Annotated in this window: 15 protein-coding genes; 6 read left to right on the forward strand and 9 right to left on the reverse strand. The window is 65.2% G+C overall.

The features are described from left to right. From CSQ93_RS11200 to CSQ93_RS11220, 5 genes are all read right to left on the reverse strand, one after another. Nucleotides 1-1,398, reverse strand: coding sequence for an efflux transporter outer membrane subunit (locus CSQ93_RS11200; RefSeq protein WP_099378102.1), 1,398 nt, complete (start codon nucleotides 1,396-1,398; stop codon nucleotides 1-3). Next, the gene (locus CSQ93_RS11205; RefSeq protein ID WP_233516138.1) at nucleotides 1,395-2,564 is read right to left on the reverse strand and encodes an HlyD family secretion protein; all 1,170 of its coding nucleotides are present in this window, start codon (nucleotides 2,562-2,564) and stop codon (nucleotides 1,395-1,397) included. The genes CSQ93_RS11200 and CSQ93_RS11205 overlap by 4 nt, the downstream gene beginning before the upstream one ends. Then, nucleotides 2,551-4,245 carry an MFS transporter gene (locus CSQ93_RS11210; protein WP_199534354.1) on the reverse strand — a complete coding sequence of 565 codons (1,695 nt, stop codon included), beginning with the start codon at nucleotides 4,243-4,245 and terminating at the stop codon, nucleotides 2,551-2,553. Before CSQ93_RS11210 ends, CSQ93_RS11205 begins: the two co-directional genes overlap by 14 nt. A gap of 197 nt (nucleotides 4,246-4,442) precedes the next feature. Beyond that, on the reverse strand, nucleotides 4,443-6,854 hold the full coding sequence (locus tag CSQ93_RS11215; RefSeq protein WP_099378104.1) for a catalase: 2,412 nt from the start codon (nucleotides 6,852-6,854) through the stop codon (nucleotides 4,443-4,445). Nucleotides 6,855-7,094: 240 nt separating this feature from the next. Then, nucleotides 7,095-7,448 carry a DUF883 family protein gene (locus tag CSQ93_RS11220; RefSeq protein ID WP_099378105.1) on the reverse strand — a complete coding sequence of 118 codons (354 nt, stop codon included), beginning with the start codon at nucleotides 7,446-7,448 and terminating at the stop codon, nucleotides 7,095-7,097. Between the two features lie 377 nt (nucleotides 7,449-7,825). Here CSQ93_RS11220 and CSQ93_RS11225 point away from each other — a divergent pair, with 377 nt between their 5' ends. Further along, a complete protein-coding gene (locus tag CSQ93_RS11225) occupies nucleotides 7,826-9,226 on the forward strand; it encodes an aminotransferase-like domain-containing protein (RefSeq protein ID WP_099378106.1) in 1,401 nt (466 codons plus the stop codon). On the opposite strand, the gene CSQ93_RS11230 is transcribed toward CSQ93_RS11225, so the two are convergent. Continuing rightward, nucleotides 9,223-9,636 (reverse strand): DoxX family protein, encoded by a 414-nt coding sequence (locus CSQ93_RS11230; protein ID WP_199534355.1) that lies wholly within the window; start codon nucleotides 9,634-9,636, stop codon nucleotides 9,223-9,225. The two genes, CSQ93_RS11225 and CSQ93_RS11230, sit on opposite strands and share 4 nt — an antisense overlap. 169 nt (nucleotides 9,637-9,805) lie before the next feature. Here CSQ93_RS11230 and CSQ93_RS11235 point away from each other — a divergent pair, with 169 nt between their 5' ends. From CSQ93_RS11235 to CSQ93_RS11245, 3 genes are all read left to right on the forward strand, one after another. Beyond that, on the forward strand, nucleotides 9,806-10,783 hold the full coding sequence (locus tag CSQ93_RS11235) for an alpha/beta fold hydrolase (RefSeq protein WP_099378107.1): 978 nt from the start codon (nucleotides 9,806-9,808) through the stop codon (nucleotides 10,781-10,783). A gap of 173 nt (nucleotides 10,784-10,956) precedes the next feature. After that, entirely contained in the window at nucleotides 10,957-11,691 is a 735-nt protein-coding gene (locus CSQ93_RS11240; RefSeq protein WP_158301198.1) for a sensor histidine kinase, read from the forward strand. 8 nt (nucleotides 11,692-11,699) lie between these two features. Then, nucleotides 11,700-12,347 (forward strand): response regulator, encoded by a 648-nt coding sequence (locus CSQ93_RS11245; protein WP_099378195.1) that lies wholly within the window; start codon nucleotides 11,700-11,702, stop codon nucleotides 12,345-12,347. A gap of 10 nt (nucleotides 12,348-12,357) precedes the next feature. Here the strand turns inward: CSQ93_RS11245 and CSQ93_RS11250 are convergent, their stop codons facing one another. Both CSQ93_RS11250 and CSQ93_RS11255 read right to left on the reverse strand, forming a co-directional pair. Continuing rightward, a complete protein-coding gene (locus tag CSQ93_RS11250; protein WP_099378109.1) occupies nucleotides 12,358-12,639 on the reverse strand; it encodes a XapX domain-containing protein in 282 nt (93 codons plus the stop codon). 72 nt (nucleotides 12,640-12,711) lie between these two features. After that, the gene (locus CSQ93_RS11255) at nucleotides 12,712-13,398 is read right to left on the reverse strand and encodes a hydrolase (protein WP_099378196.1); all 687 of its coding nucleotides are present in this window, start codon (nucleotides 13,396-13,398) and stop codon (nucleotides 12,712-12,714) included. 209 nt (nucleotides 13,399-13,607) lie between these two features. On the opposite strand from CSQ93_RS11255, the gene CSQ93_RS11260 reads away from it, so the two are divergent. Beyond that, nucleotides 13,608-14,240 (forward strand): response regulator, encoded by a 633-nt coding sequence (locus CSQ93_RS11260; protein ID WP_099378110.1) that lies wholly within the window; start codon nucleotides 13,608-13,610, stop codon nucleotides 14,238-14,240. Between the two features lie 15 nt (nucleotides 14,241-14,255). Here CSQ93_RS11260 and CSQ93_RS11265 read toward each other — a convergent pair whose 3' ends face one another. Continuing rightward, complete coding sequence (locus CSQ93_RS11265; RefSeq protein WP_099378111.1) at nucleotides 14,256-14,954, reverse strand: YoaK family protein; 699 nt, start codon at nucleotides 14,952-14,954, stop codon at nucleotides 14,256-14,258. A gap of 239 nt (nucleotides 14,955-15,193) precedes the next feature. On the opposite strand from CSQ93_RS11265, the gene CSQ93_RS11270 reads away from it, so the two are divergent. Next, nucleotides 15,194-17,068 (forward strand): amidohydrolase, encoded by a 1,875-nt coding sequence (locus CSQ93_RS11270; protein ID WP_099378112.1) that lies wholly within the window; start codon nucleotides 15,194-15,196, stop codon nucleotides 17,066-17,068.

Genomic DNA, 17,068 nt, shown 5'->3' on the forward strand with positions numbered 1-17,068 from the left:
TTAAGGGCGGGCCGCTGCCGACCAGCCGCCGCCCATGGCCCGGTACAGGTCGACCGAGGCGACGAGGATGCGCGTCTTCAGCTGCAGCAGTCCCACGTCGGCGCTGTACAGGGTGCGCTGGGCGTCGAGTTCTTCCAGGTACGAGGCATAGCCATTGCGGTAGCGGTTATGCGCGATGCGCAGGGTGTCCGCCGCCGTGGCGCGGCGCGCATCGTTTTCCACGGCTTGCTGCCGCAGCCGGTAGATGGCGCCCAGGCTGTTCTCCGTTTCGGCGAAAGCATTGCGCACCACGTTTTCATATGCGTACACAAGCTGGTCGCGCTGCGCGCCGGCCGCATCCGTCTGCGCCTGCACCCGGCCACCATCGAACAGGGGGCCGGCCGCCAGCGCCGTCAGGCGCCACAGGGCCGTCGGCGCATGCAGGAAATCGGTGAGGGTCGTCGCTTGCCCGCCGCCGACGGCCGTCAGCTTGAACGAGGGCAGCAGCTGGTCTCGCGTGGCCGCCAGGCTGGCGTTGGCGGCCGCCAGGTTGTGTTCCGCGCGCGCGATGTCGGGCCGCCGGCGCAGCAATTCGGATGGCAGGCCGGCCGGCACGCCAGGCGCCGCCAGCTCGGCCAGCGGCAAGCCGCGCGCGATGGGGCCGGGATTGCCGCCGACGAGGATGGCCAGCGCGTTTTCCTGTTCGAAGATTTGCCGCTGCAGCTGCGGCACCTGCTCGGCCGCCGCATGGTATTCCGATTGCGCCTGCAGCCATTCCAGGCGCGAGCTGTAGCCCACCTCGAACTGCTTGCGCGCCAGCTCGCGCGACTGTTCGCGCAGCTGCAAGGTCGATTGCGTCAGCGCCAGCTGCGCGTCGAGTCCCCGCAGATTCAGGTAACTCGTCGCCACGCTGGCGGCGATCGACAGGGCCGCCGCATCGAGGCTGGCCTGCTCGGCGCGGTAGCTTTCGCCGGCCGCATCGCTCAGACTGGCCAGCCGGCCCCACACATCGATTTCATAACTGGCCTGCAGTTCCGCCTGGAAGACATTCGTCACATACGGCTTGCCGCTGGAGGCCAGGGTGCGCGTGCGCGTGGGCGAGCCGTCGAAGGCCAGGTTGGGCGCGCGGTTTGCATCGGCCTGCGCCAGGCGCGCGCGGTATTCCTGCACGCGGGCGCGCGCCACGCGCAAGTCGCCGTTGCGCGCCAGCGCCTCGCCCACCAGGTCGCTCAAGACCGGATCACCGAAGGCTTGCCACCACAGCTGCTCGACATGGGCGTCAGTCGCCGCCGGTGCACCTGCCGCCTGCGCGCGCCAGCCGGATGGCAACTGCAGTGCCGATGCGGGCTGCGGTGGCGCGTTGGCGGCGCAGCCGGCCAGCGCCAGCGCACCGGCCATCAGCAGGAAATGGCGCTTCATGGCTTGGCCTTCTTCGCTGCAGGCGGCGGCGCCGGATTCTCCGCCGAGTCGTTCAGCACGGCCGACGTGTCGACGCTGACCACCACCGACATGCCGGGCACGAGGCGGCGTGCGTTCGCCTGGCCCGCATCGATGCGGATGCGCACGGGAATGCGCTGGGCGATTTTGAGGTAATTACCCGTCGCGTTATCGGCCGGCAGCACGGAAAACTCGGAACCCGTGGCCGGCGAGATGCGCTCCACTTGCCCCGTCAGCACGGCGCCGTCGAGCGCATCGACGTGGAAGGTGGCACTCTGCCCCTCCTGCACGCCGTTCATCTGCGTTTCCTTGAAATTGGCGATCACCCACATCTGGCGCGGCACCAGCGCCATCAGCTGCGCGCCCGAATTCACGTACGCGCCCTGGCGCACCGTCACCTGGCCCAATTGTCCATCGGAAGGCGCCACGATGCGCGTGTTATCGAGGTCGATCTTCGCTGCCTTGACGGCCGCCTGCGCGTTCGCCACGGCCGCTTCCAGGGCCTGCTTGTTGACCACCACGCTATGCACGCTTTGCTGGGCGATGTCGAGATTGGCCCTGGCCTGCGCCAGCGCTGCCGCCATCTGCGCCTGCGTGGCGCGCGACTGGTCGTGTTCGCGCTGCGACAAAGAACCGTCGGCCACCAGCTGCTCCACGCGATTGAGGTCGGCGCTGGCCTTGCGCGCCTGCGCTTCCGCGTTAGCCATCACGGCCTCGCTGACGGAAATGCCCGCCTGCGCGCTGGCCTTTTGCTGCGCCCAGTTCGACAGCGCCGCCTGCTGCGCGGCCAGCTGGGCCTGCGCCTGCTCGTAGCGCTGCTGATAGATGCGATCGTCGATGCGCACCAGCAGCTGGCCCTCCTTGACGTCCATGAAGTCCTGCACCGTCACCTCCACCACATAACCGGACAGCTGCGTGCCGATGATGGTCACCTGCCCCCGCACGGTGGCGTTTTCCGTCGTCACGATGGGACTGGTGAACGGCGGCAGCCGCCACGCGTACAGCACGATCAGCACGCCCACCAGGGCCACGGCCGCAAAGGCCAGCGCGGACAGCCATTGGTGGCGCCGGTCCGGCTGCGCCGTGGAAGGGGCGACGGGTGCGGGTGCGATGGGCGGCACTGGCGGCGTGGTGTTATTTTCTGTCATTGCTCGGTTCCGAATTGGTAATGGGGACGATGGCCATGGCCGTCTGCGCATCGCGCACGGGGCCGACCAGACGGCGCGCGCCGATGGTGATGCGGGTCCAGGACTGGCTGACCAGCATCCAGATCAAGGTGGCGATGGCGACGCCGGCGATCATCAAAAAAACGTCGTTATAGGCCAGCACATTGGCTTCGCGCGTGGCGATGGCGCCCAGGCGCGCCACGCCCTGGGCGCTGCGCAAGGTGGGATCCGTCAGCACGCCGCCATAGCTTGCGGCGCCCGACTGCACGCGCGCGGCCACCTGCGGGTCAAGCATGGTGAGATGCTCGACCAGGTAGCTGGAATGGTATTTTTCGCGCGCCGTCTGGATGGTGCCGACGATGGCCGCCCCGAGCAGGCCGCCCAGGTTCTGCGTCATGGTAAACATCACGGAAAAACTCACCAGGTTGCGCGGTTCGGCGATCACGGCGCCCATGCCCGCCACCATGGTGGGACCGAGGAAATAAGTGCCGCCAAAGGCCAGCAGAAACTGGCTGACATACATGTTGACGGGGCGCGTCTGGCTGGTGGCGTGCGCGTCGATCAGGGCGCCAGCGGCGATCAGCAACAGCGCGAACATCAGCGAACGGTTCAGGGTCGCGGGGTTGATCGTCAGCGCGCTGACCACCAAACCTGCCACGCTGCCCAGCAGGACCACGATGAACAGATTCTGCATCTGGTCCGTGTTCAAGCCCAGCGCCTGCAGAAAGCCCACGGCACCCGTCGATTCGGACAGCACGATACGAAACAGCAGCACGGATAAAAACAGCTTGGCGATCTTGCCTGTGGTGAGCCAGCGCGTGTTGAGCAGCGGGCGCGCGCGGTTATGTTCGATGGCCAGCGAGGCGGCGATCAGCACGATGGAACATGCCAGGCACACGCCCACCCACTCGGACTCCATCCACCACGCCGTGCGCCCCTGCGCCAGCACGGCGCACAGCAGGGCCACACCGGGCGCGAACAGGATGAAAGTGAGGAAATCGAGCGGCTCGAACGTCTGCACGCGGTCACCGGGCGGCAGTTTCAGGGCCAGCACGCAGCCCAGCGCCAGCAGGGCCAGCCCCAGTTCGAACAGGTACAGGCCATGCCATTCGCCGATCTGCAGCAGCTCGGAAGTGAAGATGCGCGCCAGCGGCAGCGCCAGCTGAGCAAAACCCAGGCCCAGCACCACGCCCTTCAGGCGGTGCCGCGCGGGAAACGCCTGCAAGGTGTAGTACAGCCCCAGCACGCCCAGCGCGCCGCCCACCATGCCATGCGCGGCGCGCACGGCGATCGCCGACGGCAAGGTATTCGCATACAGGTGGGCGAACGTCACCAGCGCATACAGCACCAGGAACGCTTCCGTGAACAGGCGCAGGCCGAACTGCTGGCGGAACTTCACCAGCAGCAGATTCATGGACACGATGGTCATCACGTAGGCGGCCGGCAGCCACTGCATCTGGTAGGCATAGGCAGCCAGCGAACCTTGCAGGTTCAGCAAATTGGCCGTCACCAGGCCGTTGCCCAGTCCCCCCGTCAGCGCGACGATCAGGCCGACGATGAAATACGCGACACGCTTGGGCGTCGAATGTTCGGGCATCGATGGCGACCCGGGCAAGGTCGGGCGTTCGCCCGGCCCCCAGGTGCGAGGTGTGTACTTGTCCATGCAGTAATCGCGATCCGGTTTGCTGAAGCCGTTCCTTGCCGCTGCTATCCAGATAGTGGCAAATGAACAGTTCTAGTCAGCAGCATATCACCGCAGGACGTTTTTATTGTTTACATTGTTACATGGCGTTGCGCATGCAGCTCAAACAGCGTATGCAACGGGGCCGGCGGTTCCGGCCCCTGTGCCGATGCAGCCTCTCACACCCGCGGCGGGTCCGTCTCGCGCGCAAACACCCGGTGCGCGACCAGCGCCTTTTTAAAGGCCGGCACGGCTTTCACCACGTCGCCGGAAGGCGCGACGATGATGGCGGGATCCGGCTTGCCATCGGGCAGGGTCACCGGCACGCCAGCCTTGTCCAGCAAGTCCTTGCCGGCGCCGATGGCCAGCATCGGCTTGCAGTGGCGGTATTGCAGGCGCAGGAAGTCGAGCGCATTGGCATCGTCGCCCAGCTGCTGCACGGCGCCCTGACCGTCCGGCACCACGACGGCGTCGAACAGCACGGACGGTCCCGCCTCGAGCGAGATTTCCACGTCGAGCGGCGCGCCGCCGCTGGTGTCGACTTTCCCCAGGTGGCTGCCCGCCAGGCGCGGCACGGCGCCATCGGCCAGCAGCGCGGCATAGATATTGCGCACCTGCGCGCCATCGCTGCCCGGCCCCACCAGGATGGCCACGCGCAGGGTATGGATGCCCGTCTTGCCGGGGCGGAAAAAGAGCGACAGCGCCGGCGATGGCGGATATGCCGGCAGCGGCTGCAGCGAGGCACGCGGCATGACAGGTGGCAGCGCCAGCCCCAGGCCATCGGCCAGGCGCTGCGCCAGGGTTTCGTCGACGTTGCGCAGCATGGCGACGATGCGCTGGCGGATAGCCACCGTCTGCACCTTGCTCAATTCAAAGCGGAATGCATGCACAATGTGCTCTTGTTCGATAGGCGTCTGGCTGATCCAGAACAGGCGCGCCTGGCCATAGTGCTCAGCGAATTTCTCGGGCTTGCCGCGCACCTTGTCGCCTTCGGCGGAGGCGGGAAAACTGTTGAAGCCCTTCGCGCCCGCCTGGAATGGACAGCCGCCCGCCAGCGAATTGGGTTCATACGCGACCCGGCCCCGGTTGATGGCCTGGCGGTGGATGCCGTCGCGCTGGTTGTTGTGCACGGGCGCCAGCGGCGCATTGATGGGGATTTCATGGAAGTTGGCGCCGCCCAGCCGCGTGATCTGCGTGTCGACATACGAGTGGATGCGTCCCTGCAGCAGCGGGTCGTTACTGAAATCGATGCCTGGCACGATGTGCGCCGTGCAGAATGCCACCTGCTCCGTCTCGGCGAAAAAATTGTCCGGGTTGCGGTTCAAGACCATTTTCCCGACGGGGACGAGAGGGACAAGTTCTTCGGGAATCAGCTTGGTCGGGTCGAGCACGTCGAAGGGAAACGCATCCGCCTGCGCTTCCGTGAAGACCTGAAAGGACAGCTCGTACTCGGGATACGCGCCGCACTCGATGGCTTCCCACAGATCGCGCCGGTGGAAATCGGAATCGGCGCCGCTGATCTTGACGGCTTCGTCCCACACGAGCGAGTGCGTGCCGGCCATGGGCGACCAGTGGAATTTGCAGAACACGGACTGGCCCTTGGCATTGACGAGGCGGAAGGTGTGCACGCCGAAGCCCTGCATCATCCGGTAACTGCGGGGGATGGCGCGGTCCGACATGGCCCACATCAGCATGTGCGTGATTTCCGGCGACAGCGAGGCGAAATCCCAGAAGGTGTCGTGCGCGCTGGCCGCTTGCGGCATGCCATTGTGCGGTTCGGGCTTGACCGCATGCACGAGGTCGGGGAATTTCATCGCATCCTGGATGAAGAAGACGGGGATGTTATTGCCGACCAAATCCCAGTTGCCCTCGTCCGTATAAAACTTCACGGCAAAGCCGCGCACGTCGCGCGCCGTATCGGTGGAACCGCGTTCGCCAGCCACCGTGGAAAAACGCACGAAGACGGGCGTGCGCTTGCCCGCCTTGGCGAACAGCTTGGCACGCGTATGCTTGCTTTGTTCCTTGTAGCATTCGAAGTAACCGTGGGCCGCCGAACCGCGCGCATGCACGACGCGCTCGGGGATGCGCTCATGGTCGAAATGCGTGAGCTTTTCACGCAGGATGAAATCTTCCATCAGGGTCGGGCCGCGCAAGCCCGCCTTCAGCGAATTCTGATTGTCACCCACGGGCACGCCCTGATTGGTCGTCAGCACGCAGCCGCTATCGTCGGCACGGGCGCCGTCCAGCGAGCTATTCAGCGCATTCTCGCCCAGCGCGGGCTGGCCATCGCCCGTCTTTGGAGAGGGTATCGTTTCGCCCGTGGTGCTGGCCGTGGCCAGCGGCTCGCCAGCTGCCACATGCACGCCTTCGGCCGGCGTGCGCGCCGCCTCGCCGTACTGGCCTTCCTCTTTCGGATTGACGGCCATGGCGGCGGCCAGCTGCTGGCCGGCGGCCGTCTTTTGCAGCAGCGCGCGGGTCACGTCATTGTCCGCCCCCAGGCTGTGCGGCGCATTGCTGTCAGATGGACCGGACATGCTGCTCAAAACGGAACCCGCACCGTCCGTGGACGGCGATTTCTTGTTGGTAGCCATTACGTCTCCTGTGAGTAGTTTGCCCCGGGAGAACGCTACAACTCCCTCATTCAGCGCACGAACAGGGCAATCAAAATAATGATGGGTATAGGTATGCCGATCAACCACAACAAAATGGAGCGCATCATCACTCTCCTTTACTGCTTGCTACTACCTTGTGCGCGTGGGCGCCGGCCCGCCCTGCCATGACGGCGAGGGGAATAGCGCCCACGACAACTACCTTCCAGGAAGGCGCAAAACTTATTTACGCGAGCCCAGCAATTTCGACAGGCCGTACCCGGCCGCTGCCGCGATCAGCAAGGACACTGCCGGGCGCTCGCGCACATAATCGCGGCCCGTCTCGCCGGCGCGCTGGCAGGCGGCGCCCAATTGCTTGCCGCGCGCCATCAGGGTTTCGGATGCCTTGTTGACGCTGTCGCTGACCTGGTCCAGGCGGTCGCCCACCTGGTCCACGCCGTCATGGGCGCGCGTGGCCACCTTGTCGGCCAGGGGTTGTGCCTGGCTTGCCACCTTGTCGATGGTGCGGTGCAATTCCTGGCGGGTATCCTGGGGGGTACCGTTCATATCGGAGCTGGTTTTTTCAATCGCGTTCATGATGGTTTCCTTTAACAGTGAATAATTTCAACCATGCTCGATGCCGTGACCGAATCATGATTCTCCTCGCTTCGGGGAAAAAGAAGCGGCTAAACGCTGCCGGGCTGAGCCATATCAAACAGTGGATCAGCAGCAAGCTGTTAGCACTACCTTACCCGCGCCAGCCGCGCGCCACCGTGCGCTGCCACACCTTGAAGGCCAGACTTAAATTCCTGTTGGAAATAGCAATCCCAGCCAGTCCGATTTGGATGCAGGGAAACGATCCATTATGCATAGTCCTTGCCGCAAGATAAAACCTGCTCCACTCACAAATGCATGGATTTTTTCAAGGTATTTCCTCATAATTGCATGAATAAATACCCATACATATAGATAAAATGTCCAAGTCAAAATCCATACAAGAAGAAAGCCAGGCCGGCGCATGGATCACGCCGTTCGTGCAGCACGGCGGTCCGCGCTACCTGCAGATCGCCGACATGCTCGAGCGCGCGCTATCCGATGGCAGCCTGCGCCCGGGCGACCGCTTGCCGCCGCAGCGCAGCCTGGCCGCGCTGTTCCAGATCGACCTGACGACCGTGACGCGCGCCTATGACGAAGCCAAGCGCCGCAACCTGCTGGAAGGGCATGGCGCGCGCGGCACCTATGTGGCGGCGCCAAAAGTGGAATTGACGCAGATGCTGGACCTGAGCATGAACATCCCGCCGCCGCCCGTAGGCGTGGATTTCGACGACCTGCTGAAACAGGGCGTGGCGCAGGTGCTGATGCGCACGGACAGCGATCTGTTGATGAGCTATCACCTGGGCGGCGGCAGCCAGGCCGACCGCGCGGCGGGCGCCGCCTGGCTCGCGCCCATGTTCGGCGATGTCGACGCGGAACACGTGGTGGCCTGCCCCGGCGCGCAGGCGGCGCTGGCGGCGCTGATTTTGACCCTGAGCCGGCCCGGCGACGCCATCCTGACGGAAGCGGCCGTGTATCCGGGCTTGCGCCTGGCCGCAGGCCAGTTGAACCGCAAGACCATCGCCGTGGAAACGGATGCCGACGGCATGCTGCCCGAGGCGCTGGAAAAGGCTGGCCGCAAGCACCACGCGCGCCTCGTGTATTTGAACCCTACCCTGCAAAACCCCACGGCGCACACCATGCCGGCCGCGCGCCGCCTGGCCATCACGGAGGTGGCCCAGCGCTGCGGCATGCACATCATCGAGGATGACCCGTACTGGCTGCTGGCATCCGATGCGCCGCCGCCCCTGGCGCATTACGCTCCCGCCCACGTGTCGCATATCGCCACCCTGTCAAAATGCCTGGCGCCGGGCCTGCGCATGGCCTATACACTGATCGCCGACACGCAGCTGCGCGAACGCTTCCTGCAGGCGCTGCGCACGTTCAGTCTGATGGCCACGCCCGTGACGACGGCGCTGACGACGCAATGGATACACGACGGCTCCGCGCACGCGCTGCTGGCCGGCATACGCAGCGAAGCGGATGCGCGCCAGGACATTATCCGCACCCTCCTGACGGGCACCACTCACCCGCGCAGCGATGGCATTCACGTGTGGTTTTCGCTGCCCAGTTACTGGAGCTCGCGCGAACTGGCCGACACGGCCCGCGCCCAGGGCGTGGCCGTCACGGCGTCCGACGCCTTCTACGACAGCCGTGCGCCGAACGCCATCCGCATCTCGCTGGGCAGCCTCCGCGACCGCGCGCGCCTGGCCAGCGCATTGAAGAAATTATCACTGCTGCTGGCGCACAAACCTGCCGTGCGGCGGGAATTCGTCATTTAACGGCGCAACCGCGCATCCACCGAATACTTGCCCGCGCCGCTGATGGCAATCGTGCCGAAGACGATGATCAGCAGCCAGCCAAACTGGCCGTCGGCGATGCTCCAGTCAGGGTGCACGAGCAGCATCGACACGCCCAGCAGGAACAGCAAGGGCAGGCAGGCCAGGCGCGTCAGCAAGCCGGCGGCGACCAGCAGCGGGCAGACGATTTCCGCGAACAGGGCGCAGTACAGGGTGACGGCACGGCCCAGGTGCAGCGGGTCGTCGATGTGCGCCAGTTCCTCGGAGAAATGCAGCAGCTTCGGCAAGCCATGCACGTGCAGCACCAGCAGCGCGCCCGCCACGCGCGCAAACAGCAAGCCCGCGTCGGGTAAAAAGGGGCCGGCCAGCGCCGCCATCGAGTTTTTCTTCATGATTACTCCAGTGGGAAAGCCAGGCGGCGCGGGGCGCCGCTGCCAGCCATCATAGGCAGGCGGGAGACTCGGCGCGACTGGTCTTTTGGCAGAGGCGCCAGCGCGCGCGAAGGCCTAGACTCGCTGTTGCCATCATTGGCCCCTCCCCCATCCCCGAAGGAAATGCATCATGCCGAAGAAAATCGAAGCCGAAGAAGTCAACTCCCGCCGCAAGCTGCTCGTCAGCGTCGCCGGCGTGGCCGCCGGCGCGGGCCTGCTGGCCGCCGGTGGCGCCAGCGCTGCCGCCAAGCCAGCCGCCGCCGCTGCAGCGCCGGGCAAGCTCACCGTCAATAGCGTCACCGTCAAGGACGGCACCGTCATCCACTTCAAGGACTGGGGCACGGGCACGCCGGTCGTCTTCAGCCACGGCTGGCCATTGCAGGGCGACGCCTGGGAAGACCAGATGATGTTCCTGGCCAGCCACGGCTACCGCGTGATCGCGCACGACCGCCGCGGCCACGGCCTGTCCAGCCAGCCATGGCAGGGCAATGACATGGATACCTACGCCGACGACCTGGCCACCTTGCTCGACGCGCTCGACATCAAGGGCGCGACCCTGGTCGGTCATTCGACGGGCGGCGGCGAAGTGGCGCGCTATATCGGCCGCCATGGCGAAAAACGCGTGGCCAAGGCCGTGCTGGTGGGCGCCGTGCCGCCGCAGATGGTCAAGTCGGAGACGAATCCGGGCGGCTTGCCGATGTCCGTCTTCGATGGCATCCGCGCCGGCGTGCTGGCCGACCGCTCGCAATTCTTCAAGGATCTGACCGTGCCGTTCTTCGGCGCCAACCGTCCCGGCAACAAGGTATCGCAAGGCATGCGCGACACCTTCTGGCTGCAGGGCATGCAGTGCGGCATCAAGAACGCCTACGATTGCATCAAACAATTTTCCGAGACGGACTTCACGGCCGACCTGAAGAAAATCTCCGTGCCGACCCTGGTAGTGCACGGCGGCGACGACCAGATCGTGCCGATCGACGCTTCCGGCAAGGCCGCAGCCAAGCTCATCAAGAACGCCAGGCTGGTCATCTATGAAGGCGCGCCGCACGGCTTGCCGGCCACTCACAAGGACCGACTGAACGACGACTTGCTGGCCTTTATCAAATCCTGACCGTTCTGCGCTCCCCGCACCGCCGGCCCGCCCGGCGGTGTTTCACTCTCCCCAGCGCGCAAAAAAACCGCCCGCCTCCCCCATTCGTATAACTGCCTTGCCTGCCAGGCCATGCATACTTGTTGCAGCGCGGCATACGCTGCGACAGCGACAGGAGCACGGCGATGGCCAGCATGCATTATCCCCTTCAAAAAAACGACGCCGGCCTGGCGCAGGCCCAGCATCTAGGCGGCATGGGCGGCATGGGCGAATTTGCTGCATCGGTCGCGCACGAGGTGCGCCAGCCGCTGGCGGCCATCACGCTCAATGCCGATGCCGCCCTGCGCTGGCTCGATCACGATCCGCCCCGCCTCGACGAGGCGCGCGCGGCGCTGGCCCTGGTCGCCAGCGCCGGCAGCCATGCCAGCGCCGTGCTGCGCAGCGTGCAGGACCTGGCCTGCAACACGCCGGGCAGCCACGGCCATTTTGTGGCCGACGACGCCGTGCAAGACCTGCTGCCGCTGCTGTGCGCGCCACTGCAACGCCACGCCATCCGCCTGGAAACGCAGCTGGCGCCGGGCCGCCCGCTGCTGCACGCCGACCCGGTGCAATTTCGGCAAGTCATCCTGAACCTGCTGATGAACGCCATCGAGGCCCTGCAGGGCACCAGCGGCCGGCCGCGCACGGTGCTGCTGTCCTCGCGCCTGGATGGGGAAGTGCAGCATTTCAGCATCGCCGACAATGGCGCCGGCATCGCGCCGCAGGCAGCTGGCCGCCTGTACCACGCCCTGTATTCCAGCAAGCCGGACGGCATGGGCATGGGCCTGGCCATCTGCCGCCGCATCGTCGACGCGCATGGGGGGCGCCTGTGGCATGCCCCCGGCGCCCCCCATGGCAGCGTTTTCCACTTCACCCTGCCAGCGCCATGAGCACAGCCATGCACACAACCCTGCCCCCGGCCGATCCGCCGATTACCCTGTTGATCGCCGACGACCACCCGCTGATCCTGGCGGGACTGGCCTCGCTGATCGCGTCACTGCCAGGTTTCCTCCTGCTGGGCCAGGCCGGCACGGGCTACGCCGCCGTAGAACTGTACCGGGAGCTACGGCCCGACGTGGTGCTGATGGATTTGAACATGCCGGAAATGCATGGCGTCGAGGCGATCGAACGCATCTGCGCAGACGACGCGCAAGCGAAGATCATCATCCTCACCACCTACCAGGGCGAAGACAATGTGCACCGCGCCCTGCACGCCGGCGCGCGCGGCTACCTGCTGAAGGATTCCGGCTTCCTACAACTGACGCAGTGCATCCGCCAGGTGGCCGCCGGCAGGCACTACCTGCCGCCGGAACTGGCGGCGCAGCAAGCCAGTCGCATCGAGGCGAATCGCCTGTCGAAACGCGAGCACGACATCCTGCTGCACCTGTCCGCAGGCAAGAGCAACAAGATGATCGCGCGCAACGCCGGCATCGAGGTAGGCACCGTCAAATTTCATGTAAATAACATTTTGACCAAGCTCAACGTATCAAGCCGCACCGAAGCGGCCACGGTGGCCGCCCGGCGCGGCTTGCTGGGCGCGTTCTGACGCCACGGTATCAAGCGGCGCTGTCGTCCTTCTGCTGCGGTTCGGCCTTGGCCAGCGTTGGTTTCGCCTCCACGCCGCTGATCTTCGGCACACACTCGCTGCGCAGCCACGACACCGTGATGGCTTCTCCCGCCATCAGGCGCTTGACGCCGGGGACGATCTGTTCGCCGATCAGCATGCCCAGCAGGCCGATCAGGGCAATGGCGGGCGGCGCCGGCGAGCGCACCTGCAGGACGGCGTAAATGACGCCAACCAGCAAGCCCACCGCCAGCGAAATCACATATAACTTCATGGCGCATTCCTTTCGATGAAAAAAACGCCGCGCACGCTCAGGCGCGCGGCGCATGGCACTGCCGCGTGGCGCTTACCTGGCCGGCACCGGCGCCAGGGTGGCGTGTTCGCCATGGGTGCGCTGCGGTGCCTTGTGCACCATCGTGTAGGCGTAGTCGACGCCCATGCCGTAGGCGCCCGAATGTTCGCGCACGATGGCCATGACGGCGTCATAGCTTGCCTTGTGCGCCCAGTCGCGCTGCCATTCCAGCAGCACCTGCTGCCATGTCACGGGCACCACGCCGGCCTGGATCATGCGCTGCATGGCGTAGTCGTGCGCTTCCTTCGACGTGCCGCCGGATGCGTCGGCCACCATGTAGATTTCGTAGTCGCCTTCGAGCATCGCGCACAGGGCGAAGCTGTTGTTGCACACTTCCGTCCACAGGCCAGAGACGACGACTTTCTTCTTGCCGTTGGCGGCCAGCGCATCGCGCACCTTCTGGTCATCCCAGGAATTCATCGAGCTGCGCTCGAGGATATCCTTGCCGGGGAAGACGTCCAGCAGCTCGGGATAGGTGTGGCCGGAGAAGCTTTCCGTTTCGACGGTCGTAATGATGGTGGGGATGTTGAACACCTTGGCGGCCTTGGCCAGGCCCACGGTATTGTTTTTCAGCGCTTGCCGGTCCATCGATTGCACGCCGAACGCCATTTGCGGCTGCTGGTCGATGAAAATGATCTGGCAATTGTCGGGGGTAAGGACTTCCAGTTTCGGATTGGTCATGATGTCATCCATGAAGACAGGGTTGAGTGGGTACTGCCGTGCATCGTATGCCTGGCGGCGTGCCCGCACCACTATCTAAATGTAGGCTGGCATGGAGCTTTCCTCTGGGGAATCCCCCCTGCAGCCCGGTGAGCGCTGCGGTAAAATACCTTTTGCTCACCATGTTCCGACGACTCTTGATCGATAACTCCTCTTTGCCAGGCAACATCATGCGCAGCGATATGGCGCCGATACGCATCCTCATCGCCGACGACCACCAGTTGCTGCTAGACGGCATCGCGGCCCTGCTGCGCGCCTTTCCCGGCGTGGCGCTGGTGGGCCAGGCCACCGATGGCCAGCAGGCGGTGCAGCAATTTGACGCGCTGCAGCCCGATGTCACGCTGATGGATTTGCAGATGCCAGTCATGAGCGGCCTTGACGCCATCGGCACCATCCGCGCGCGCCATCCGCAGGCGCGCATCATCGTGCTGACCACCTACAAGGGCGACACGCAAGTGCTGCGCGCCATCCGCGCGGGCGCATGTGGTTATGTGCTGAAAAGCGCGCTGCGCCACGAATTGCTGGCGGCGATACAGAACGTGCATGCGGGACGGCGCCACATCACGCCCGAGATCGAGGCGGAACTGGCGCTGTACGCCTGCAGCGACGTGCTGTCGAACCGCGAACTGGACGTGCTCAAGCAGGTTGCGCAAGGCAATTCCAACCGCGAAACGGGCGCACTGCTGCAGATCAAGGAAGAAACCGTCAAGGCGCACATGAGCACCATCCTGGCCAAGCTGGGCGCCCGTGACCGCACCCACGCCGTCACGATCGCGCTACGGCGCGGCATCCTCGACGCCTGAGCCGCGCCAGTACGCTCAGGCCGCCGGCACGCCCGGCTGGCCGCTACGCTGCTGCACGACGATCAATCCCCCCAGCAGCATCAACGGCAAGGCCAGCGCCACGAAACCGAAGGCCAGGTAGGCAAAGGCGGCGGCGATGGCGCCCAGGGCAAAGGCCAGCAACGGCCAGAAGAACTTCCCGCAGCGCGCATGGGTGGCAGCATCGGCCGCGCCGCGCAGCACGTCGACGGTGTCGATGACGATCTGCGTCACATTCCCCGTCATCATGGAAGTGGGCGCCAAGTGCGCCAGCAGCAGCCGGCTGGTGGCACTGTGCACGCCCATGGCGGCCGTGCCCAGCAAGCCTGCCGCCATGGCCATGGAACTGACATCCTTGCCGATCGGCTCGGCCAGGATGCCAAACACCATGAAGCCGGCCAGCAAGGCCCACTGCAGCAGCATCGCCAGGGTCAGCGACGGGCCGGCGCGGCGCTCGACGGCCAGCACCATCAGGCGTGTGATGGCGACGCCGGCGATAAAGGCGGGAAAAGCGAGAAACTTCAGCAGGATGGAAGCGCGTGATGCATCCGCCAGGGCGGCGCCGATCAGCACGAAGTTGCCCGTGACATGGGCCGTAAACAGGCCAAAGAGGGCAATAAAACCCAGGGTATCGACATACCCGGCTAAAAATCCCAGGCTGGTGCCGAACAAGCGGCTGTGTGGTGGCTGATCCATCGAATGACTCCTGATACCGTGCAATGCACTAAAAAAACAAAAAACGCGCCAGCTCCCCGGCGCCGCTACCTGCATGGTAAGCCATGCGGCAGGCCGCCGCCCCCGTCCTTCGGCCAGTGCGCTCCGCCTCACCTGATCTTTTGGCCCGTGTTCACGCGCGGGACGTCCGCTACACTGGCCGACGTGACTTTCGCGCCGCGCACGCCGGCCCTCCCGCACTGCAACCATGGAGCTGCACCATGCCAGAACACACCCTCCCCGCCACCGCACCCTTGATCCTGCTCAACGGCTGTTTTCATACCGTCGATAAAAGCTGCCCGCAAGCGAGCGCGGTGGCCATCGCCGACGGCAAATTCCTTGCCGTCGGTGACGCCGATGACGTCATGCGCCACCGCGCGCCCGACAGCCGTGTGATCGACCTCGGTGGCCGCACCGTGATCCCCGGTCTGAACGACTCGCACTTGCACCTGATCCGCGGCGGCTTGAACTACAACCTGGAATTGCGCTGGGAAGGCGTGCCGTCGCTGGCAGACGCCCTGCGCATGCTGAAGGAACAGGCGTTGCGCACGCCGAACCCGCAGTGGGTACGCGTCGTCGGCGGCTGGAATGAATTCCAGTTCGCGGAAAAGCGCATGCCGACCCTCGATGAAATCAACGCGGCCGCGCCCGACACCCCCGTCTTCATCCTGCACCTGTACGACCGCGCCCTGCTGAACCGCGCCGCCCTGCGCGTGGTCGGCTACGACAAGAACACGCCGAATCCGCCGGGCGGCGAAATCGTGCGCGACGCTGCCGGTAACCCCACGGGCATGCTGATCGCGCGTCCGAACGCCATGATTTTATATGCGACCCTGGCCAAGGGTCCGACCCTGCCGCGCGAACTGCAAGTCAATTCCACACGCCAGTTCATGCGCGAACTCAATCGCCTCGGCCTGACCAGCGCCATCGACGCGGGCGGCGGCTTCCAGAATTATCCGGAAGACTACGCGGTGGTCGAGGAGCTGGCGCAAAAGGAGCAGCTGACCATCCGCATCGCCTACAACCTGTTCACGCAAAACAAGGGCCGCGAACTGGAGGATTTTGAAAAATGGACGGAGATGGTCACGCCGGGCCAGGGCGACGATTACTACCGCCATAACGGCGCTGGCGAAATGCTGGTGTTTTCGGCCGCCGACTTCGAAGATTTCCTCGAGCCGCGCCCGGACCTGGCTCCCGGCATGGACGACGAACTGGAAAAGGTCGTGCGCCACCTGGTGTCGAAACGCTGGCCCTTCCGCCTGCACGCCACCTATGACGAATCGATAGCCCGCATGCTGACGGTCTTTGAAAAGGTCAACCGCGATATCCCGTTCGACGGCCTGCACTGGATGTTCGACCATTGCGAAACCATCACGCCGAAAAACATCGACCGGGTCAAGGCGCTGGGCGGCGGCATCGCCATCCAGCACCGCATGGCCTTCCAGGGCGAATACTTTGTCGACCGCTACGGCGCGGAAGCGGCCAAGGCCACGCCGCCGATCGCGCGCATGCTTGCCTCGGGCGTGCCCGTGGGCGGCGGCACCGATGCCACCCGGGTCGCCAGCTACAACCCGTGGACGGCGCTGTACTGGCTCGTATCGGGCCGCACCGTGGGCGGCTTGCGCCTGTACGACGCGGGCAGCCGTTTGTCGCGTGACACGGCGCTGGAACTGTGGACGGCGGGCAGCGCCTGGTTTTCCAGCGAGCAAGGCAAGAAGGGGCGCATCCAGGAAGGCATGCTGGCCGACCTGGCGGTCCTGAGCGCGGATTTCTTCAGCATCGATGAAGAAGCGATCAAGTCGATCGAGTCCGTGCTCACCATCGTCGGCGGCAAGATCGTCTACGGCCAGGCGGAATTTACCAAGCTGGCGCCACCTCCTATCCCCGTATTGCCGGACTGGTCGCCCGTGAAAAACGTGGCCGGTCACTACCGCGCCGCGCCGCCGCAAAAGACCAGCGTCATGCAACAGCACCAGTGCCAGGGCGCCTGCGGCGTGCACGCCCACGCGCACGACGTGGCGCGCAAGAGTTCCGTGCCCGTCTCCAGCCACTCCGGCTTCTGGGGCGCGCTGGGGTGCAGCTGCTTTGCGTTCTGA

The organism is Janthinobacterium sp. BJB426 (assembly GCF_002735705.1).
Classification (GTDB): Bacteria; Pseudomonadota; Gammaproteobacteria; order Burkholderiales; family Burkholderiaceae_D; genus Janthinobacterium.